The sequence below is a fragment of the Fodinicola feengrottensis genome, from assembly GCF_010993775.1.
Taxonomy (GTDB): domain Bacteria; phylum Actinomycetota; class Actinomycetes; order Mycobacteriales; family HKI-0501; genus Fodinicola; species Fodinicola feengrottensis.
In genome coordinates this window covers 121,441-140,773 of the sequence record NZ_WOTO01000013.1, presented here as the reverse complement: position 1 = coordinate 140,773, position 19,333 = coordinate 121,441, and the positions used below count along the sequence as shown (strand labels likewise).

The following is a 19,333-nucleotide window of genomic DNA, read 5'->3' as shown; positions in this document are numbered from 1 at the left end:
TCAGGAAAACAGCGGCAAGCTGAAAGGTCCGCCGTGGCGGGACAGCCGGCGGAAGAATCCCAGCGCACCGGCCACTCCGAAGGCCAGCGACGCGCTGCCGTCTTCGACGGATTTCGCGGTGAGGACGGGATGATTCGCCGGGCCGGCGGCACGGATGAGAATGTGCGCCGCGGTCGCCTGGGCGGGCGCCCAGTTTCCGTCGCGCAACGCGAGCGAGGTCATGAGGAAATTGCCGGCCCCAACCAGCCCACAGCACTGGATGGGCACGATAATGTGCGGAAGGAAATCGGTGACCGCGGCACCGGTTTGGTACGCGAGACGAGTCAGGTCCACGTTGTCCAGAACCTCGCCCGCCCGCAGCAGGGTCTGTCCCACGCCGGCGAGGCCCTGACACCAGGACGCCGACAGCGGCAAGGTGAATCGGGTGCCCATTCGCGTCAACAGCGACTCGGTCCGTTTTACCAGCAACTCAACGAAATCATCGACCGCGGCCGCCGCCGCCGGATCGTACGGGCTCGCACAAAGCAGGAATTCGGTGATCCCGGCCAACCCGTGCGCGCTGCCCACCGACGGTTCCACCGCCGCCGCGGGCGGGAGCGGATCTGGGTCGCCGCCGACTGGATCGGCCGCCAGCACCGCTCGTACGCACCGCCGGACCACAGCCAGATGGGCCGGATCACGATCGTTGCCATACAAAAGAAGATGGCCGATCCCGACCCGGCCGAACCGCCGATCAAGTCGGCAATGTCGGTGTGCCAGCGGTCGCCTGGAATGACCGGACCGGGGTGCCCCGGAATGTCAATGCCCAGGCTTTGCGCTCGTTGCAGGAAAATGTCGACACCGGTACGGCCCAGCAGCAGACCCGGCTGCAAGTGGACCGCCGTCGCCGCCCGCAGGGTGAATGCCGCCAGCTGGGTGATCCGCTCGGGTACCCCCGGCCGGTCGACATGCTCCAGCAACTCCAGACCAATGCCAGCGGTGCCGGTGTAGACGCTCGCGTCGTAGGCTGTTGAATTCCCGGTCGTTCCGGACAGAATCTCGTCCGTACGCACCAGCACGTCCGCCAGCAAGTTGTCGGTAATCTCGGTGGCCAGCTCGCCGGTCACCACCGGCAGCGAGGGCAACGCGGTTTTGGCCGTACGCGTCATATTCCCGGCCAGGCAACGGGCGGCGGCGCGGACGATTTCGTCCTCGCCGCTGAGCAGGTCCGCGACGATCGCGATCACCCCGGTGGGCGCCGGACCAAACCGGGCCCGCAGCAATTGCAGTGCCCGCTGACGCGGAATGTCATGGTCGTCCGCAAAAGAAACCGGACTGACGTAAATGGCGGCGGACAGCAACGTCATGCCCAGGGCGTGCAGATCATCCACGTCGAGCGCCGGTTCACCGCGCCGCTGCCGCGCCGGCGCGTAGCCTGGCGTCGAGCCGTTGATCCCCGAGCCGTCATAGTCGGCCAACCCGAAGTCGACGATGCCGATGTGGTCTGCGTCGACGACGACGATTTTTTTCGGTGCCAAGTCGTGCATAACGACGCCTCGGCGGTGGATTTCGGCCAGGATGCGAGCCAACCGCTGGCCAAGACGCTCCAGCGTACGACCCGGATCCGCGAGCGGATCGTCCGCCGGCAGGTAGCGACCGTTGCGTACCACGTCCTGCGAGAGGTTTTTTTCGGCCCGAGATCGCTGAGAGCGAGGAACTCGTCGGCGCCGTGCCGGAAATGGTCGAACACCCGCGGAACACCGTCCACGTCGGCCAGCGCGGCCAGCACCCGACGCTCGTTGCGCAACCGCGTCCGTACGTCCCCGGAGTTGTCCTGTTCGTCCACCAGCGCCCGAGCCTGCTTGACGATCAGCGCGGTGCCGTCCCGCTCGTCCACGGCGCGATACACGTTTCCGCGCCCAGACTCGAAAAGCCCGGAAGTGATCCGGTAGTGATCGCCCAGAATCGCCGGACCGGTCAGGTCCTGGGCGGCCGCGCTGGTAAAGGGGTCGGTCTCCCAGCCGGGCTGCCGATAGTTCATGGTGGCCAAGCCGCCGAATTCCTCGCCGTCCGGCCCGTGGACGACGGTCAGCAGGCGGCCGTCCGAAGCCGCCTTCCAGGACCGCGAGAACGGTCCGTACCGGTAATAGACCGGAGCCAGCGGATCCACCTGCCGGTCGCTGAGAACCCGCGGGCCTGGCCGGCCGCGCAGGAGATCCGCCAGCCTCAGGCCCAGGTCGCGTACGCGGGCCCGCTCTGGGTAAACGGTGAATGCCTTACCCACCGTGGCCGGCGAGGTGTGCCCGTCATTCACTGTCCGCAACACCGCGGTTGAACGCGCGAACTTGAAGGCACACCCCTCGGCCAACAGAACAGGCACCACCACGGCGGCCAGTTCGGAGAAGTCGGCCGCCCGCGACGATAGATGAATTTTCCAGCCGTGCTCCGGAAGGACCACGCCATCTGGAGCGACCACAGTCCAGACTGGTCCGGTCCGAATCATCCGGCCGTCATGGTCTCCCAGGATCTTCGCGGCGAGATCCATACTGTCAGCATCCGTCACCGCGACAATCCTCCCCGTTCCGGGCAACCATGTCGGCTACTGGGTCGGCTACTGCGTTGCCGAGTGGGTATTGATGTTGATGTTGGTGAAGTCGAAGCAGCATCCAGCGCACTTCGACATCTCCATCAACGGATTAGTACCGGCGGCGAACGCGATCGCCGGCTCAACCACGTCCGTGCCAGCTACTCGCGGCTCCAGACTCGACAGCACTGGTGGCATGACTACCCGCCTTTCGTTGAAATCGGAAACCCACGTCACCGTTCTGTAGCCGATGACAGTCCGAAGCCAACCAGCCAGGGTTGTCATCTCGTTGTCACCCCGTTGTCATGAGCGTGCACACGCGCCACCGCATTCGTCCTCACGCGGGTCAGAGCCGGTAACAACGCCATGACAACGCCATGACACGACTCTTTGATTTGATCCAATGGTCGGCACGTACGCCGGCAGAAGAGGGACTGCTCACGCCGACGAAAGGACACGTTGTTTTGAACAGCACAAAATGGTCGAGGCTGCTCCTGGCCGCCACCGGCACTGTGGTCATCGCCGGGTCCGCCCTGGCCGCCACGGCTAGCCCGGCGATGGCGTCGTCCCACAAACCCTGCACCAACACGTTCGAATGCTTCAACGGCTTCAGCTTCGGCGGCGGCACGCTGAGCATCGACATCGACGCCATCGGCGGCCCGCAGCGGAACCTGCAGTGGCAGGTCGACGGCGTTTGCTCCGCCACGTACACGACAAACGACCCGCCGAGGTCGTGGGTGTGCCGAAACGTTCCCGCCGGGAACTACACCTTGCGCACCTCGGACGATTTTCGGCACAACTGGAGCATCGGCACCCGCCCGTAAGTTCCTTCCCCGAGACACAAGCGCCGTGCGTCAGCGCTGGTGGATCGCCTCTCCCCACCAGAGTCGGTCCGGCAGCACCGTCGCACGGCGCTTGCCTGTGCCATGATCTGCTGAGTGCGGCAAGTGACGCCACCGTCGAGCGGAGCACGGCAATGCAGGAGTTCCTGGTAGAAATCACCACCACGCCTCCGGAGGGCACCCCGCAGGCCGAGGTCGATGAGCGCCGGGCCGCCGAAGCCGTACGGGCGAAGGAACTCGTCGCCGCCGGCCATCTCGCGCGGTTGTGGCGCCCGGTGGGCGAAAAACGCAGCCTCGGCATCTGGCTCGCCGCAGACGAGGCCGAGCTACAGGCCAAGGTGCTGGACACGCTGCCGTTGCGGCCATGGATGACGGTGAAGGTCACCCCGCTGGAGTCGCACCCGAACGATCCGGGAAAGGTCAGCTGACCTCAGCCCGGCGCGATCCGAACCTCCAGCAGGTGTTCGCGGCGCGGGCACACGATGAGCAGCGGAGTGTAGGCTTCCAGCAGTTTTTCGCTGCCACCGCCCTAAACCAGCCGAGAGCCCGGCAGCCGGATCGGCACCCGCCCGACATTTCGCAGGATCCACTGGGATCCGATCCGACTGATGTGACCCTGCTCGCGGCTGACGTACGGGTCGTCGACACCGACCGACACGTGCACGTACGGCTCGTTTCGGCCAAAGACCAGCCGGAACCGTGCGGTCGGCGCCACCCGCATCCCGCCGTAGGCGCCCAGCACAAACAATGTTCCGGCCGGCGCCGGTGGGAGCTCGCCCGCCGGCAACACCGCTACCCCCCCCCCCCGGCGGCAAATCCACGCCCACTCCTCACTGTCCGCACTCCGCCCGCACGCTAACCCGGCATCCGCGAGACCGGTCCCGGCGGGAATGCCCGGGCGTCGGGCGCTGTTGTCCACCGCCAGACGACCGAATTTCCGAGGAGTTCAGATGGTCAAGGCAGTGCGGCTTTCCGAATACGGTGACGTCAACGTGTTGACGGTCGAGGAAGTGGACCAACCGGCGCCGGCCGCGGGACAGGTTCTCGTACGAGTGAAGGCCGCTGGAATCAATCCTGGTGAAGCGACGATTCGACGCGGCCTGCTGCACGAACGCTGGCCGTCGACCTTTCCGTCCGGGCAAGGCAGCGACCTGGCTGGCGTGGTGACCGAAGTCGGCCCAGAAGTGTCCACAGTGGACGTTGGCGACGAGGTGATCGGATTCACCCACCAGCGCGCCAGCCATGCCGAGTTTGTGCTGGTGGAGGCCGAAAACCTGACACCACGACCGAGTGCGGTTTCCTGGGGGAGGCGGCCGGCGCGCTTTTCGTCGCCGGAACGACCGCGTATGCGGCGGTGGCCGCCGTCGCGCTTAACCCAGGCGACACGGTGGCAGTATCGGGAGCGGCCGGCGGAGTCGGCAGCCTGGTGGTCCAACTGGCCAAGAACGCCGGCGCGACGGTGATCGGGATCGCGAGTGAGTCGAATCATCAGTGGCTTGTCGACCACGGTGTCATTCCGGTCGCGTACGGCGACGGTGTCGCTGATCGCATTACCGCCGTCGCTGGCGGAAAGAAAATCGACGCGTTCGTCGACACGTACGGTGCGGACTACATCGAGCTCGCGCTCGGCCTTGGCGTGCAGCCGGACCGGATAAACACGATCATCAATTTCGCCGACGCGCAGAAATACGGCACGAAGACGGATGGAAATGGGTCAGCCGACTCGGCCGCGGTGCTCGCCGAGCTGGCCGAGCTGATCGCGGCCGGCAAGTGGATCTGCCGATCGCCAGGGTCTATCCGCTCGAACCAGGTCCGAGAGGCCTTCCAGGAGCTCGAAAAGCGGCACACCCGCGGCAAGATCGTGCTCCAGCCGTAGCCGGGAGTTGCCTGCAGCGCCCCCATCGTCGAAAGTGGTGCGATGAAGGCTGCTGGCGAAGAGCGGGACGGCGTGCCGCTGACCAACCTCGACCAACCCCTGTTCGAGGGCGCGGACGCCACCAAACGGGACCTGGTGGACTATCTGGACGCGGTCGCCGACCGGATCGTGCCCGAGCTGGCGGATCGCCCGCTCTCGGTGGTGCGAGTCCGCCTCGGGCAACCGCAGTTCATGCAGAAAAACGTCCCGAAATACACGCCGCCGTGGGTGAAAACGGTGTCGTTGTGGGCGGAAAGCTCCAAGCGCCAGGTTTCCTACGCGCTGTGCGATGATCGTCGCACCTTGTTGTGGTTCGCGAACCAGCGGGCAGTGGAATATCACCCGCCGCTGGTTCGCGGTGGCCGGCAGACATATCTGGTGCTGGACATCACCCGCCTTCCGCGGATGCCTTCACGTTGGGCGTACGCAGCGCCGAGTTGGTCCGCCAGGCACTGGCCGACGCCGGAATGACTGGAGCGGTCAAGACCAGCGGCGCCAAGGGTGTACACATTTTTGTGCCCCTGGAAGGCCAACCGCCGATCGAGGACGTGGCCGCGGCGACCCGGGCGCTGGCGGCTCGGGCCGAGCGGATCGACCCGGCGCTCGCGACTACCGCGTATATCAAGGAAGACCGGCAAGGAAAGGTCTTCCTCGACTCCACCCGGGCCGGTGGCGCCACGATTGTGGCGGCCTACAGCCCCCGCGTACGCCCCGGCGCCACCGTGTCGTTCCCGGTCGCCTGGAGCGATCTGGACCGGGTGTCGCCGGCCGATTTCACCATTCGTACGGCCGTGGCCCTGCTGGGCGACCGAAATCCGTGGGCCGAGGCGATGCCCGCTGAGCAGACGTTGCCGGCGGATCTGATCGAGGAAGGGCACACCATCCCGGTCGCCCGGGTGGTTGCCATGCACGAAGGCAAACGCCGGGCCCGGGCCCGCGCGGCGAAGGACGAAGCTGCCGAAAAATAGCCGGAAGACTGTGCTGATCACCGGCGGACGGGCGCCGGTCGCGCTGGATTTGGCCCGCAAGTTCGCCCGCCGCGGCGCGCGGGTGGTGGTGGTCGCCGAGAGCGTTTCCGCGCAGCTGTGCGGACGGTCCAGAGCCGTCGCTCGTACGCACCGGGTGCCGCCTCCACGACAACGGCCGGCGGCTTTCGTTGCCGCACTTGCCGATATCGTCCGGCGCGAGGAAATCGACCTGATCGTGCCCACCTGCGAGGAGATTTTCGCTGTCTCCCGCGGCTTGGACGCGTTGCCCTGCGAGGTGCTGGCCGCGCCGCTGCAGGTTTTGCGGCGGCTGCACAGCAAGTGGGAGTTCATCGAGGCGGCCCGCGCACTGGGCTTGCCAGTGCCGGCCACCTGGTTGATCACCTCGCCCCGGGATTTGGCGGGACATTCCGCGGCCGTACGTGCTCAAGCCAGTCTTTTTTCCGCTTCGGCACCCAAGTCCGGACAGTGCGCGATTCGCCGCCCGCAGTGCACATCAGCGCGGAACAGCCGTGGGTGGCGCAGGAATTCCTGACCGGCCAACAAATCTGCACGTACTCGGTCGCGTCCGGCGGACGGCTGCTCGCACATGCGGCATACGCGACAGAGTTCACCGCCGGCCCCGGTGCGTGTATCGCCTTCGAACCCTGTGACCAGCCCGAAATCGAGGCTTGGGTGCGGCGATTCGTCAAGGGATTCCCGGCGGACGGCCACATCGCCTTCGATTTCATCGTCACCGACGCCGGTGAGGCACTGCCGCTGGAATGTAATCCGCGGGCCACCAGCGGTGTCCACCTGCTCGGCGACGAGTTGGCCGACCTGATGTTCGGTGCCCTACCAGCACAAACCCTGCGGCCGGCGGCCGATGCGCGAGCCATGATCGCGATGGCGATGTTCTCTTTCGGGCTGGCCTCGGTCCGGTCTCGGCGCGAGCTGAGGCGGTGGACGCAAGTCGTCCGCGGCTCGTACGACGTGATCGCGGTGCCGGGTGATCGCCGGCCGTTCTGGGCGCAGTTCGCCGTTCTGGGCCACAATCTGTGGCAGGCGGCCCGGACCCACCGATCGCCGATCGCATGCTCCACCTCCGACATCGAGTGGGACGGCCAGTGACGGTCGAGCTTTACACCAGCGCGAACCTCGTGGACCTACGCTGGCCGGACACCGAGAACGGCCGCTATGCCCGCGACTATCTGACGCCACTGATCACCCAGGGACCGGACCGATTCGTGGACAACATTCGTACGACGTACGGCGCGCTGTTCGTTGACGACTCGGTGATCCTGCCGGTCTCCTGGAACACCACCGACTACGACAACTCGTATGTGTGCTCGCCTTACACGCATTATGTGACGTACGCGAAGGAAGAGCTGCGGTTGCTGAAAAATCGCGCCCTTCGTTCGACACTTTCCACCGCTCTCTCGTCGTCGTGGGCCTGCTCTGTCGTTTCTGCAGCGTCAACAAGGTCGTCCTGGTCAACAACTGGCTGCTGTCCACCAACCTCTATCCGGCCCTGAGCGCTGGCCAGGTGGCTGCGGTGACGGCATTTCTGCGAAGCCATTTTCCGCACCACGCCATCGGCTTCTGCTCGGTCAACAACACCCTCATTCAGGCCTGCGTGGCCGCTGGCTGCCTGCTCGTACCGGGGCGGCAGATCGCGCTGGCCCGCCCGTGCGACCATGCCGGCAAACTGCGCCGCCGGTGGCGACGGGATCTGCTGCTTGTCGACCGCCGCGGCTACCGGATCGGCGAGCCCGGTCCGGCCGAAGTGCCACGTCTGGTCGAGCTCTACAACAACCTCTATCTGGACAAATACTCCAGCAACAATCCACAGTTCAACGAGCATTTCGTCCGCGAAACGCTCGCACGCGGCACCATCACGTATATCACGCTGACACGCGACGACCGGATCGACGGCGTGCTCGGCTATTTCGTCCGAGACGGCGTGATGACCACACCAATCTTCGGATACGACACCGCGCTTCCCCAGCAGACCGGTCTCTATCGAATGCTGGGTGGCATTCTCTACGACCTCGCCGCGCAGAAAGGCTGGCTGCTCAACGACAGCTCGGGAGCGGCGGAATTCAAGCGGCTCCGCGGGGCGGTGCCGGAGCTTGAATATCGAGCGGTCCACGTCCGCCACCTCCGATGGCGGCAACGGTTCGGTTGGGTGACACTTTGCTTCTTGTTCAGTAAAATCGCCGTACCGCTCGCCCGACGCTACGAGTTGTGAGGTGCTATGGACCTGGTCCGCGAAATTCTGGACTCATGCGCTCGTACGCCGGCAGCCACCGCGATCATTGGTGCGCGCGGGGACAAACTGACATATGGCGACTTCGCCGAGCGAGCGCTGCGGATCCGCGACGACGGTTGACCGCGGCCGGCCTCACCCGCGGCGATGGAGTGCTTTACGCCGTCGAGCCGTCGCCTGATGCGATCGCGGTGGCCCTCGGCGTGGTCGCCGCCGGCGGCGTACTGGTGCTGGCGGATCCCGGGTTGGCTCCCGGAGTTTTGCAGGCCCGACTGAAACTCGCACGGCCGCGCTGGGTGGTGGCCGAGTCGCGGGCTTTACGCCCTCACGTCGTTCGGGCCGCTACGGGCTTTGGTACGCCGCCGCGGGATTCTGCTGCCGGACCTGCGGGATCCCCTGCCTGGCTGGAAACTAAGCCACGCGTACACCGGCCGCTGGCTGCCCGGGGTGCCATCGGCAGCGGTCCGGCTGCGCGGCCTCACCGGCCCGGCGAACCCGGTGCTGGAGCAGGCAGATCTCGATGATCCAGCGGCCATCATCTTCACGTCCGGCACCACCGCCCACCCGCGAGCGGTCGTGCACACTCGCGGATCTTTGGCCGCTGGCCTGGAGATTTTTCGTGGTCGCCTGCCGATGGGACCTTCGGACGTGGTGCACACCGACGGCCTGATGCTCGGCCTGCCGGCGCTTATCGCCGGCGCGACCTGGTCGATGCCAGGACATCCGGATCTCATCGCCGAGCGCGACGTGACCCATCTTTACGCCGTGCCAGTGGAACTGTCGAACCTCATCGACCGCGTCGGCCAGTTCCCGGCCACTGTCCGGCACATCCTGCTGGGCTCCGCTCCGGCCCCACCCGCCGTGCTACGCAAGGCGATCGCCGCAGCCCCGCACGCGGAAGTTCTCAGCATCTACGCCATGACCGAAGCGCTCCCCATTGCTTTGGCCACCGCACAACAGAAACTCAACCATCTGGACGGCGACCTGCTCGGCCTGCCGTTGCCCGGGGTGGGCGTACGACTCGCCGACGACGGTGAGTTGCTGGTCAGCGGGCCGCACCTGGCCCTGGGCTATCTCGGTGAACCTGCACACCTGGAGGTCGCCACCGGCGACCTCGCCAGGATCGACGAAGACGGGCAGCTTGTCCTGCTGGGACGGAAAAAGGACATGATCCTCCGCGCCGGCTTCAACATTTACCCGAGCCTCTACGAGCCGGCCGTGGCCGCCCAGCCCGGAGTCGCGGAGGCGGCGATCGTCGGCCTCGCCGACCCGGACACCGGCGACGAGGAGGTCGTGCTCGCGGTCGTACCCGCTGAGGGATTCCGCGAGGACCGGCTGCGGGCCGCACTCCCGGACCTGCTCGACGCGGGTGCCCTGCCCGATCGGATAGCGGTGGTGACCGCCTTCGCACGTACCGGCCGATCGTCCAAACTGGACCGAGCCGCTTTACGCGAAGCCGTACGACATCACTGAAGCCACCGTTATTCGCCGTAGAGTTCGGCCCACATCGCCGCCGCCTCGGAATCGCGTCCGGTCGCCTCCAACACCCTCGCCAGCACATCCTGCGCCTGCTGCGTTGCCCCTTCCGGCGGGTCGTCCCGCAGCACCCGGCGCACCATTTCCTCAGCCGCCACGAAGTCCTGAAGATCGAACAGCAGACTTCCCACCAGCACAGAGGAACTCGCCACACTCTCCAGATCCCCGGCTATCAAATAGCCGTCCACGGCGTTGCGTGCCATCTCCAATGCGGCCGAGAACTCGTCTCGCTGCTGCAAAGCGCGCGCCACGTCGTCGGCGGCGTCCGCTCTCATCCATCCCACGTCATATTCCTCGGACTCCGGCAATTTCAGAGCCCGCGCGTACGCCTGTCGCACCACCTCGAAAATTTCGTCCGCGTCCGGGTCATCGGAGCAGAAGAGCGCGCGGGCCCTGCGTTGCAGCGCGACGATCGCGCCGCATTCCCAGTCAGCCTGTTCAAACATCCGCAGAGCCTCGGTAAACTGCTCCAACGCGTCGGTGGATTCCCCTAGTCGCAGCGAAACCGTGCCTGCCTCCAGGAGTTCCTCGCCGGCCCGACGCGGTTCACCCAGCGCGGCGAAGCCGGCGGCCGCCGTGGTCAGGTTGTCCACACCATCGGCACGCTCTCCGAGCCTGACCGAGCGGTCCCCAACAACGAGCGTGCCACCCAAACATCGAACCCCTCGGCCATGCCGGCCGCTTCCCACCCATACAACGTTTGTTCCAGCGTTTCGGCCGCGTCCAACCACTGCTCACGGTTGAAATGCGTGATCCCGAGATGCAGGCTCGCGAGCACCGCCCCGATCCGCTCCCCGCCGGCGTGCCAGTTTTCCAGCGCTGCCAGGGCTTCGTCCAGCGCCTCCTGGTCAGCCACCCGGCCGGCGTCACGCAGCACCATCCACCGCAGGTCGTGCACCCGCGCCAGAATTCCCTGGACGTGCTTGGTCGCCGGCGCGGTGATCCCCAGCGCCGCCTCGGACATCTCGTACGCCTCAGCCAGTCTTTCGTTGTTATAGAACAACTCTGCCAGCGTCTGTGTCTGCCGCAACAGGACCGACGCGCTGCCGGCCTCGCCCGCCAACACCCGGGCCTGCTGCACCGCCGCCATGCCCTCGTCCGGCCGATCCACCACAGAGAGCCAGGCCGTAGAGGCAGAGTGCCTCCGACTCCAGAACCGGCAGGCCGGCGAGGCTGGCCCGTTCGGCGGTTTCCTTCGCGGCGACCAAAGCGTCGTCATAGCGATCAGCCTGCGCCAGCGATCTGCTGCGGAGAAACATGATCTCGACCAGAACGTCCACTTCGCTCAACTGCTGAGCGGCCTCGTACGCTTCCTCCACCGCCGCGAGACCACCGGAATGGGGGGTTCTTCTGCAAGGTCATCGCGGCACCGAGGGTGGCCGACACACGTAACCGGCGGGACTCGTCGCCCATCCCGTCATAACCCTCGACAGCGGCCTTCGCGTGCTCGATCGCGACTTCGACCGAACCGAACTGCAGTTCCGAGTCGGCTCGCGCCTCGGCTAGCCGTGCCCGCAGGTTGGCCGGCAACCGGCCGGCCTTTTCCAGCTCCGCCAACCGATCCCAGCCGGCCTCGGACTCCTCGCGACGCGCCCCACCGCGCCTCATCCGCGAAATGGGCGATTTCCTCGGCGGACATCGCTTCCGGGATTTCCACCGGCGGCGCGGCCGGCGCCGTAAGGCCGGGCGTGGCGGACTCGGTCAGCTGGTCAACCAACGGCCGACTCGCGAGGAGTTTCCGCAAGACCTCGCTCTGGTACGTGTTCGCGTTGCGGGCATCGAACTGGGCTGCGATGGACAGCGCTCGCTCGGTGAGTTCGGCACGCAGGTCGGCGACCGCTACCTCGGCCGCCACTCGGGTCCCACAAGCGGGCCGGATAAGGGAAAGATCGCCGTGGCCGAGTTCTTCCAGCCGCCGCAACACCACCAACGCGCCGCTGGCCGCGAACGCCATGTCCGAGTAGGGCTCCCGGGGCCGGTCCACCCACTCCAGGTGCCGGGTGAGAATCTCCAGCCCACGCATCTCGTTTCCGGTCAGCGCACAGAATTCCAGGTGGTCGGCGATGTCGCCCATCGAGTCCCGGTTGCCGCGATGGTGCCGATACGCCCGCTGGTGCGCAGCCCCAGGCCTCGCCAAGGCGGCCGGCCCGTACCAACGGAAACATCATCGCGGTGAGCATCGACTGCGGCTGCTCCCGGCAACCGCGTTCGCCCGCCAAGGCCGGCTCGGCCAGCGCCAAACCCTCCGCGTCCCGGCCCATCCAGACGTGATGGTTGAGCTGCTTGGTCGGCTCGCAGCCAACACAGTCACTGTTTTCGTCGCGAGGGCTGGAAAGCCAACTCCCGAATTCTTTCTCGGCCGCCTCCCGGTCACCGAGATGACTGTGCACCAGACAGCGCAACATGTGCACCGCGTGCATGCTGTGCCCACCAGCCCGATAGCGGCGCTCCATGTCCGCGAGCGCCGCATACACCTGATCCAGGCTGATGCTCGGGAACCGGCGCATCGCGCCGATCATCCATTTGTAGTACCAGCGCAGAAGTTCCGCGTCCCACGCGCTGAACTCCAGCTCGCCGCGGTCGAAAGCGGCGAGGCACCAGGCGAACGGCACGAATGCCCGGTCCGGCAGGGCACCGTTCTCGTAGCAGCTGATCAGCTCCATTCGTACGTCGAATGCCAACTTCGACATACCCAGAGCGTCTGTCCGCACCAGGATTTCCTCGACCACCGCCGTACGGGCATCCCCGTACGGCAGTTGCTCGCTGTCCTCCAGACGGTCGCGCAGTTCCGCCTCGGACATGGTCATGCGATCTCCTACGCTGTCATTTTTTTTCGAGCCGGTCAGCCAGATCCCGGGCGCTGCCGCTCGCGGATCCTACCCTGCAACCAGAGCGCCTTGTCGACGTCCTTGACACCTTTTTCCATGCCTGCGGCGGCAAACAGGTCCAGTGCCGCGGCCACCGTGTCGGCGGCCTCGGGAAGTCGGTCTTCTTCCAGACAAATCAGCGCGACCAACCGCAAAGTGGTGGCAGCGGACCGACGCAAGGACGAGTTCTCGTATTCTCCCGCCGCCTGGCGACCGACCTCTATCGCCTCGTCGTTGCGGTCCAATTGCCAGAGCGCATAGGCGATGTCGTAGGTGGTCGACGCCTTGAGCCAGGCATACTGCGAATATGGGGGCAGTTCACCAGCAAGCTCGTGCGCCCGCACCGCCACCTCGTGTGAGGCTTCGTAGTTTCGGGCATCGGCAAGGGCATCGACCTGCTCACGCAGCAATCTCACCGCGTCGAGGGGAGATCCTTCGGCCAGGTGCGCGGCAGCCGCCTGGCCGTATCGAACAGCGGCCTCCGCCGGCTCACCACCCTCGGCCAACGCCTGCGCTGCATTGGCGAACAACATCGCGGTCCGCTCTGTCTTTCCGGCCGCCGCCAACCGGTCCGCCAACTGCCCGAAGGTCGCGCCGGCGTCCAGGTCCTCGTGCAGCTCCTGCTGGCATTCCCCGAGCAGGATCAACGTTTCCTCGGCCTCCGGCGAAGAATCGGTGAGACCTGCGGCCTCGAAGTCGTACCGAGCCAGTTCCAGCGCCTCGGCCGCGTCTAGCCACTCGGACCGCTCTTCATAGGTCAAGCCCAGCCGCAGTTCGGCGATCGCCCGGCTGGCCCGGTCGTCGGTCTGGCGCCATAGTTGAACGGCCGACAACGCGATTTCCAGCGCCTCCGGTGATTCCAGCTCGTATGCGTCCCGCAACCGCAGCCACTGTTGGTCGTACTCCAGCGCCGCGGCCAGCAACTCTGGCCCTTCCAGCGGCTGGCCCGACGGAGCCGACACAGCCGGCACGAGCACGCTGGTGATGCGCTCAGGTGCGGACAACGGCAGGAAATCCACCAGCGGTTCGGCCGCCAGCAAATCCTCGGTCACCCCGCCCTGATAGCTGTTTCCGTTGCGTGCGTCGAACTGTGCGGCGATCGACCGGGCCCGCTGCTCAAGCTCGGCACGCAACTCATCGATCGGAACCCGCGACACCGGCCGCATGCCCAGCGCCGGCCGCTCGACCGTCAACCCGGCCGGGCCGACCTTTTCCAGCCGGCGCAACAACAAGGCCGCGGACGCGGTGAAGGTCAGCAGCTCACTCGCCGGATCGGTCGGTTGATCGAGCCACCCGACATGGCGAACCAGGATCTCCAGCCCACGGGCCTCATTTCCGGTCCGTGCACAGAACTCCAGGTGAGCGCCCATTCGGTCCACCACCCCCGGCCGCCCTCGGTGCAGCCGGTACGCCCGCACATGCGCGTCCCGCGCTCGGTCCAGCTTTCCGATGCGTACCAACGCAGGCGTGATCACGGTGAGGATTCCCTGCGGCTCCTCCAGGCAGGTCAGTCGGCGTTCGACCACCGGCCGGGCAGCCTTGACCGCGGCCTTGAACCGACCCATCCACACATGGTGTGCGGCCCGGTCCGAAGCCTCGCACGCTTCACAATCGCTGATGTCGTCTCGCGCGCTGTCAGTCCACAGCCGAAAAGACTCCTCGGATGCCTCTCGATCGCCCAGATGGCCGTGAATCAGGCAGCGCATCGTGTGGACCGCGTGCATGCTGTAGCCGGCGATCCGGAAGCGACGCTCCATATCCGCCAGCGCGCTGTCCACTTGTTCCCGACCGATGCTGGGATAGTCCGGCATCGCCGCGATGATCCACTTGAACCGCCAAAGCAGCTTCCGAGTGTCCTTCGGCCGGAACTCGACAGCACCCCGGTCGTACTCGCCCAGGCAGGCCGCGAAGGGCGGAAACGCTTTCGCTGGCTCACCCCCGAAAGTGAACGCCTCGATCAGCTTCATCCGTACGTCAAAGAGCAAGCGAGGGTCTTCCAACGCCTCGGCCCTGGACAGGATTTCCTCGACCGCGGACGTACGGGCGCCGCCGTACGGCAGCTGGACAGCCTGTTTGAGCTCGGCCCGGAGGTCCTGGTAAAGGTCAGTCATCGTCCGAGCCGCGAACCGCGCGGTCGATCATTTCCAGGAAAGAGCGGTTCAGCACTGCGGTGTCCTGCGCCCGCAATGGATGGTGGCCGGACAACAATGCCTGCCCGTAAAGGGATTCGATCACCAGGGTCACCAGTCCCGGATCAGTCAGGCCGGCAATTCGGCGGACCAGCGGGCTCCGGTAGTTGAGAATCAGCTGCGGGCGGCTGCTCTGGTCCAGGTCGTCCAAGGCCCCCAGAACCCCGGCCCACAGCGGGTCCGCGGTCTCCTGCGTTTCGCGCAACCGCTGGACATGCCGGGCGTTCGGATCGGAAAGGTAGAGCGCCGGCAGACTGGCCGGGCTGAACTCGCGGATTTCGGCATCACAGTTGAGCCGGTCCAGTGCCGCCCGCGCGGTCTGCAGGAAGGCCGCCATCCGCAGCTCGACGTGATTGTCCAGCGTGTCAAGGTAAGTGGTGACCGCGCCGGGTTCCAGCGGCTCCACGTGAATGCCGGAGTTGGTCTGGCCGATGCGCTCCAGCAAGTCGGTCGCGTAAACATATCCGCCGTTGACCACGCCAATTCCCTGCGCGGTGGCCACCGCGGCGATCTGCCGGAAGTTGTCGACCGTACGAGAATAGCGGATGACCGGGTGAGTACGCCGGAATTCGGCCAGCGGCATCGGGCCAAGGGTGGTCTCGAAAGGCATCCACCGCTCCACCAACTTGAGCGTTTCGTCGTCATGCAACGCGAGTGCTTTCACGCCCAGGTCGTGAATGTCGAAGAACTCCTGCAACCGGTGCGGCGCGGTCACCGACAACCGGACCAGCCACAACCGCAACTGCTCGCCAAGCGCTGTACGGGTGCTCTCCAGCAGCTCGTCCTCATAAAGCGCCTCTCGGCTGGCGGTCGGCCGCAGCTCGCTCGCATCCACCACCACACGGGCGAAAAACGCCCACTCCGGCAGCAGATCCGGCGTCCGGTCGGTCAGCAACATCCGCTTGAGGTAAACCCGGTGGGCACCGCGTTCGGCCGGATTGGCGGAAAACGGCAACACGAAGGCACAGCCCGTCAGTCCGGCCTCGGGCACCGACAGGTCGATGATGTCAAATGGCCGGAATCCGAAGTACTTCTCGCAGTAGTCGCCGAGCAGCTCGGTACGGGTGCTGTCGGCCGGCCGGCCAACCCACGGTGGCGGCGAGGTGACCAGATCGGACGTGCCGTCGGCATTTGCCACCAGTACGTCAAAAGGCAGCAGGCCCCCATAATGCGCCGCGAGTTCTCGTACGGACTCGTCCTGGAGCCAGCGTTCCATCCCGGGCCGTGGCACCAAGGACACCGTGGTGCCCGGAGTTTCCCGTTCCTGCTCGGCCTTTTCCAGCGAGTAGCGGCCGTCCGCGTACCCTCGCCACACCATCGTTGGTCCGCCGGTGGCGCTGCGGGTGACGACGTGGATCTCGTCCGCGACCAAAAAGCACGAGAGCAGGCCAATGCCGAACTGGCCGAGGAACTCGTGCCGCGCGAATCCGAGGTCGTCACGCTTGGAGCTGCGCCCGATGGTGGCGAGCAGGGTGTGCACTTCATGCTCGGTCAGCCCGATGCCGGTGTCGTGGATCCGCAGCATCGGGCTTTCGTTCAGCCCCAGCGGTTCCAGCCGGATCTCGATGGCCGCGGCCGGCTCGGTGGCCCGCCGGGCGGTGGTCGCGTCCACCGCGTTCTGCAGCAGCTCCCGAAGGTAGACCCGCGGGCTGGAATACAGGTGATGGCTTAGCAGGTCCACGACCCCGCGGAGATCCACCTGGAAGGACAGGTCCACGCTGCTCAGTACCTCTCGTTGGATGGCAGTACGCCCTTGGACACCAAACAGCCCTACGGCGCGGTCGCCGCAGGGCCACTTTTTCCCCGAGTTATGGGTAGGTTAACCGGCACCGCCGTTGGCCCAACACGATCTTTCCCAAGGGTGCCCCAACAGGCATCCAGGACGAGCTGCTCGGGAGGCCGGCAGGCCCGTCGAAGATCATGGTGCGCGAACGCATCCCGGCTGCTGGTGTCCCTCACTGACCACATCTGGTCAGGTGAAAACACGGCACAGCCCCGGCGACCGGTGCGGGTTCCGGTCGCCGGGGCCGCTGGCCGTACGGTCAGCTCACCTGCAGGTCGATGCAGGAGTAGAACGCGTTCGCGGTGTCCGCGATATTCCAGATCGCCAGCACCTTCTGCCGGCCGCTGACGTTTCCGAGGTTGATGGTGTGGGAAAACGCGGTCGGCGGCACGGAGTTGTTGCCGTCCACGAAACCGACCCGGGTGTTGCCGATGTAGTACTCCCAGCTCGCGGTCCGGTGCGCGGCGGTCAGCACCCAGTTGAAGGTGACCGTACGACCGGTCGCGGTGGCGTGCCAACCTTTGGTGTCGTCGTTCAGCTCGGCGAACCGGGCCACCCCACCGTCACAGCGGCGCAGGCCTTTGGGTCCCTCGACGCTCTGCGGCTCATATTTGATGTCACCGCAGGAAACCGTGCCGGCCGCGCATTGCGCCTGCCGGCTCGGCGGTGCCGAGACATAGCCATGCGCGCTGGCCGGCGCGACCGGCAGTGCGAGCACGATGAGCGGCACCGCGGCGGCGGCGCGGCCAGCGTGCGGATGAGCTTGCGTTTCACGTTCATGACGGCTCCCTCTGCTGGGCGACGATCGAGGGTCTTTTGGACCCTTTTATGGGTGATCTGGTCGCACTATTCGCGGTCGGATCGGATCCGCTTGGCGGTCCGGCCGCAACGCTGGCCGCAGCGAGAAGTTTCGGTGTTCCGATGCGGAAAACGCACAGAATCACCCTCAAGTCAGTGGGTGGCGAGCCACCCGGGCTCTGCACGTATCTGCTCGATAGGGTCGAGTTTCGAGCAAAAAGATAATCCCCATGTCCGGTCGCGGTCAACAGTTCGTAATTAGTGGTTCGTAATCCGGTCTCGTCGACCAATATCACCAAAAACCCGGCTCTTGACAGCAATCCGCGGATCCTCCAGGCTCCTACACACTCTTCCGCATCTGCCCAGTTCGCGGCCCGTTCAGCGGCCGTACGGAGCGGCGCCGCCCCGCGATGTGGACGGGTGCAGCCCCCTACGTCTGGAGGAACCCCATGCGTTCCAGGCTCCGCCGTGCCATGGCCATGGCTCTCGCCACGGTCGCGACCGTCGCTTTGGCCCCCGCCGCCCAGTCATCGGCCGCTCTCGCCCCAATGGCCGCCAGCCCGATGGCCGCGCCCTATCTCTACGAGGGCTGGGGAGATCCACCCAGCCCGACCAGCGTGATGTCGGCGACCGGCATCAAGGCATTCACGATGGCATTCATGCTTTCCAGCGGTGGCTGCAATCCGGCGTGGGACGGCAGCCGCCCGCTGACCGGCGGCGCCGACCAGTCGGCGATCAACGCCATCAAATCGGCCGGCGGCAACGTGGAAATCTCGTTCGGCGGCTGGCAGGGCAACAAACTCGGACCGAACTGTGCCAGCGCCAGCGCGCTCGCCGACGCGATTCAGAAGGTCATCAACGCGTACGGCCTGAGATACGTCGACATGGACATCGAAAACACCGATGAATTCCAGAACGCGACTGTGCAGGACCGCATTCTCGGCGCCCTGAAAATCGTCAAGGCCAACAATGCCGGCATCAAGACGATCGTCACTTTTGGGACCACCACGACAGGCCCGGACTCCAACGGCGTTCGGCTGGTCAGTCAGGCCGCCGCGTTGGGTGCCAACGTTGACGTTTTCAGCATCATGCCGTTCGATTTCGGTGGCGGCTCCAACATGTACGGCAGCACAGTCAATGCCGCGAATGGACTGCGGGACCGGCTCAAGAGCGCCTTCGGTTGGTCGAATGCCACCGCGTACGCCCATCTCGGCATTTCCGGCATGAACGGCCTGTCCGACCAGCAGGAACTGACCTCGCCGGCGATCTGGACCCAGATCCGGGACTGGAGCAACAGCAACCACATCGCCCGACTGGCCTACTGGGCCGTGAACCGGGATCGCCCATGCGCGGGCGGCGGAGTGGTTTCCAACTGCAGCGGCATCAGCCAGAACAACTGGCAGTTCACCTCCATCACGGCCGGCTTCACCGGTTAGAACCGGCCGCGTGCTGCCTGGTCCTTGCCATCTGGCGGGACCAGGCAGTTTCGCATTGTGCCTGGTCCCGCCTGCGTCTAGGGTACGAGGTCAGCGACGACCGTTCGCGACGGAGGTCCAGGTGGGAGAATCCGCGGCGACCTCCGCGCCGGTCGCCTCCGGGCGTGTTC

At 66.0% G+C, this 19,333-nt stretch carries 23 protein-coding genes and 2 pseudogenes; 14 read left to right on the top strand and 11 right to left on the bottom strand.

Features of this window, described 5'->3' with window-relative positions; translation table 11 throughout:
• The gene (locus GNX96_RS14615; protein ID WP_163568498.1) at nt 1–696 is read right to left on the bottom strand and encodes a lanthionine synthetase LanC family protein; all 696 of its coding nucleotides are present in this window, start codon (nt 694–696) and stop codon (nt 1–3) included.
• Between the two features lie 56 nt (nt 697–752).
• Between GNX96_RS14615 and GNX96_RS51850 the strand changes: the two genes are divergently transcribed.
• Together GNX96_RS51850 and GNX96_RS14610 are read left to right on the top strand one after the other, a co-directional pair.
• The gene (locus GNX96_RS51850; protein ID WP_279580357.1) at nt 753–1,013 is read left to right on the top strand and encodes a hypothetical protein; all 261 of its coding nucleotides are present in this window, start codon (nt 753–755) and stop codon (nt 1,011–1,013) included.
• 73 nt (nt 1,014–1,086) lie between these two features.
• Nucleotides 1,087–1,278 carry a hypothetical protein gene (locus tag GNX96_RS14610; RefSeq protein WP_163568497.1) on the top strand — a complete coding sequence of 64 codons (192 nt, stop codon included), beginning with the start codon at nt 1,087–1,089 and terminating at the stop codon, nt 1,276–1,278.
• 64 nt (nt 1,279–1,342) lie between these two features.
• Here GNX96_RS14610 and GNX96_RS14605 read toward each other — a convergent pair whose 3' ends face one another.
• Both GNX96_RS14605 and GNX96_RS14600 read right to left on the bottom strand, forming a co-directional pair.
• Complete coding sequence (locus tag GNX96_RS14605) at nt 1,343–2,542, bottom strand: class III lanthionine synthetase LanKC N-terminal domain-containing protein (protein ID WP_163568496.1); 1,200 nt, start codon at nt 2,540–2,542, stop codon at nt 1,343–1,345.
• A gap of 48 nt (nt 2,543–2,590) precedes the next feature.
• The gene (locus tag GNX96_RS14600) at nt 2,591–2,848 is read right to left on the bottom strand and encodes a hypothetical protein (protein ID WP_279580356.1); all 258 of its coding nucleotides are present in this window, start codon (nt 2,846–2,848) and stop codon (nt 2,591–2,593) included.
• 179 nt (nt 2,849–3,027) lie between these two features.
• Between GNX96_RS14600 and GNX96_RS14595 the strand changes: the two genes are divergently transcribed.
• Together GNX96_RS14595 and GNX96_RS14590 are read left to right on the top strand one after the other, a co-directional pair.
• Nucleotides 3,028–3,387 carry a hypothetical protein gene (locus GNX96_RS14595; protein WP_163568494.1) on the top strand — a complete coding sequence of 120 codons (360 nt, stop codon included), beginning with the start codon at nt 3,028–3,030 and terminating at the stop codon, nt 3,385–3,387.
• A gap of 152 nt (nt 3,388–3,539) precedes the next feature.
• Nucleotides 3,540–3,833: a muconolactone Delta-isomerase family protein gene (locus GNX96_RS14590; RefSeq protein ID WP_163568493.1), complete on the top strand. Its 294-nt coding sequence runs from the start codon at nt 3,540–3,542 to the stop codon at nt 3,831–3,833.
• A gap of 101 nt (nt 3,834–3,934) precedes the next feature.
• Here the strand turns inward: GNX96_RS14590 and GNX96_RS14585 are convergent, their stop codons facing one another.
• On the bottom strand, nt 3,935–4,324 hold the full coding sequence (locus tag GNX96_RS14585; protein ID WP_163568492.1) for an FHA domain-containing protein: 390 nt from the start codon (nt 4,322–4,324) through the stop codon (nt 3,935–3,937).
• 31 nt (nt 4,325–4,355) lie between these two features.
• On the opposite strand from GNX96_RS14585, the pseudogene GNX96_RS14580 reads away from it, so the two are divergent.
• The 9 genes and pseudogenes from GNX96_RS14580 (at nt 4,356) to GNX96_RS14550 (ending at nt 10,027) form a co-directional block, all read left to right on the top strand.
• Nucleotides 4,356–5,281 (top strand): annotated as a pseudogene (locus tag GNX96_RS14580) (NADP-dependent oxidoreductase).
• A gap of 42 nt (nt 5,282–5,323) precedes the next feature.
• A pseudogene (locus GNX96_RS14575) lies at nt 5,324–6,288 on the top strand (DNA polymerase domain-containing protein).
• 10 nt (nt 6,289–6,298) lie between these two features.
• Nucleotides 6,299–6,841: a glycosyltransferase gene (locus GNX96_RS14570; RefSeq protein ID WP_163568491.1), complete on the top strand. Its 543-nt coding sequence runs from the start codon at nt 6,299–6,301 to the stop codon at nt 6,839–6,841.
• Complete coding sequence (locus GNX96_RS14565; RefSeq protein ID WP_163568490.1) at nt 6,823–7,416, top strand: ATP-grasp domain-containing protein; 594 nt, start codon at nt 6,823–6,825, stop codon at nt 7,414–7,416. The genes GNX96_RS14570 and GNX96_RS14565 overlap by 19 nt, the downstream gene beginning before the upstream one ends.
• Nucleotides 7,413–7,820, top strand: a complete 408-nt coding sequence (locus GNX96_RS14560) for a hypothetical protein (protein WP_163568489.1) — start codon at nt 7,413–7,415, stop codon at nt 7,818–7,820. The genes GNX96_RS14565 and GNX96_RS14560 overlap by 4 nt, the downstream gene beginning before the upstream one ends.
• Complete coding sequence (locus GNX96_RS14555; RefSeq protein WP_163568488.1) at nt 7,733–8,536, top strand: GNAT family N-acetyltransferase; 804 nt, start codon at nt 7,733–7,735, stop codon at nt 8,534–8,536. Before GNX96_RS14560 ends, GNX96_RS14555 begins: the two co-directional genes overlap by 88 nt.
• Before the next feature lie 6 nt (nt 8,537–8,542).
• Nucleotides 8,543–8,677 carry a hypothetical protein gene (locus GNX96_RS51845; RefSeq protein WP_279580355.1) on the top strand — a complete coding sequence of 45 codons (135 nt, stop codon included), beginning with the start codon at nt 8,543–8,545 and terminating at the stop codon, nt 8,675–8,677.
• Nucleotides 8,674–9,078 (top strand): AMP-binding protein, encoded by a 405-nt coding sequence (locus GNX96_RS51840; protein WP_279580354.1) that lies wholly within the window; start codon nt 8,674–8,676, stop codon nt 9,076–9,078. Before GNX96_RS51845 ends, GNX96_RS51840 begins: the two co-directional genes overlap by 4 nt.
• Nucleotides 9,002–10,027 carry a class I adenylate-forming enzyme family protein gene (locus tag GNX96_RS14550; protein WP_279580353.1) on the top strand — a complete coding sequence of 342 codons (1,026 nt, stop codon included), beginning with the start codon at nt 9,002–9,004 and terminating at the stop codon, nt 10,025–10,027. Before GNX96_RS51840 ends, GNX96_RS14550 begins: the two co-directional genes overlap by 77 nt.
• A gap of 8 nt (nt 10,028–10,035) precedes the next feature.
• On the opposite strand, the gene GNX96_RS14545 is transcribed toward GNX96_RS14550, so the two are convergent.
• The 7 genes from GNX96_RS14545 to GNX96_RS14515 form a co-directional block, all read right to left on the bottom strand.
• Nucleotides 10,036–10,683: a hypothetical protein gene (locus GNX96_RS14545; RefSeq protein ID WP_163568487.1), complete on the bottom strand. Its 648-nt coding sequence runs from the start codon at nt 10,681–10,683 to the stop codon at nt 10,036–10,038.
• Entirely contained in the window at nt 10,671–11,201 is a 531-nt protein-coding gene (locus tag GNX96_RS14540; protein WP_279580352.1) for a hypothetical protein, read from the bottom strand. Before GNX96_RS14540 ends, GNX96_RS14545 begins: the two co-directional genes overlap by 13 nt.
• 113 nt (nt 11,202–11,314) lie before the next feature.
• Nucleotides 11,315–11,698 (bottom strand): hypothetical protein, encoded by a 384-nt coding sequence (locus GNX96_RS14535; protein WP_163568485.1) that lies wholly within the window; start codon nt 11,696–11,698, stop codon nt 11,315–11,317.
• A 101-nt stretch (nt 11,699–11,799) separates the two neighbouring features.
• Nucleotides 11,800–12,891 carry a hypothetical protein gene (locus GNX96_RS14530; protein WP_279580351.1) on the bottom strand — a complete coding sequence of 364 codons (1,092 nt, stop codon included), beginning with the start codon at nt 12,889–12,891 and terminating at the stop codon, nt 11,800–11,802.
• A 41-nt stretch (nt 12,892–12,932) separates the two neighbouring features.
• Nucleotides 12,933–15,068: a hypothetical protein gene (locus tag GNX96_RS14525; protein WP_163568483.1), complete on the bottom strand. Its 2,136-nt coding sequence runs from the start codon at nt 15,066–15,068 to the stop codon at nt 12,933–12,935.
• Nucleotides 15,061–16,863 (bottom strand): HSP90 family protein, encoded by a 1,803-nt coding sequence (locus GNX96_RS14520; protein WP_163568482.1) that lies wholly within the window; start codon nt 16,861–16,863, stop codon nt 15,061–15,063. Before GNX96_RS14520 ends, GNX96_RS14525 begins: the two co-directional genes overlap by 8 nt.
• 325 nt (nt 16,864–17,188) lie before the next feature.
• Entirely contained in the window at nt 17,189–17,659 is a 471-nt protein-coding gene (locus tag GNX96_RS14515) for a lytic polysaccharide monooxygenase auxiliary activity family 9 protein (RefSeq protein WP_163568481.1), read from the bottom strand.
• A 547-nt stretch (nt 17,660–18,206) separates the two neighbouring features.
• On the opposite strand from GNX96_RS14515, the gene GNX96_RS14510 reads away from it, so the two are divergent.
• A complete protein-coding gene (locus GNX96_RS14510) occupies nt 18,207–19,163 on the top strand; it encodes a chitinase (protein ID WP_279580350.1) in 957 nt (318 codons plus the stop codon).
• Nucleotides 19,164–19,333 lie beyond the last annotated feature (170 nt).

Bases quoted from the DNA above. Each gene is read 5' to 3' on its own strand.
- GNX96_RS51845 (WP_279580355.1), top strand. From the start codon at position 8,543: ATGGACCTGGTCCGCGAAATTCTGGACTCATGCGCTCGTACGCCGGCA.
- GNX96_RS14535 (WP_163568485.1), bottom strand. From the start codon at position 11,698: ATGAGGCGCGGTGGGGCGCGTCGCGAGGAGTCCGAGGCCGGCTGGGAT.
- GNX96_RS14590 (WP_163568493.1), top strand. From the start codon at position 3,540: ATGCAGGAGTTCCTGGTAGAAATCACCACCACGCCTCCGGAGGGCACC.
- GNX96_RS14510 (WP_279580350.1), top strand. From the start codon at position 18,207: ATGGCTCTCGCCACGGTCGCGACCGTCGCTTTGGCCCCCGCCGCCCAG.
- GNX96_RS14525 (WP_163568483.1), bottom strand. From the start codon at position 15,068: ATGACTGACCTTTACCAGGACCTCCGGGCCGAGCTCAAACAGGCTGTC.
- GNX96_RS14530 (WP_279580351.1), bottom strand. From the start codon at position 12,891: ATGTCCGAGGCGGAACTGCGCGACCGTCTGGAGGACAGCGAGCAACTG.
- GNX96_RS14600 (WP_279580356.1), bottom strand. From the start codon at position 2,848: ATGACAACCCTGGCTGGTTGGCTTCGGACTGTCATCGGCTACAGAACG.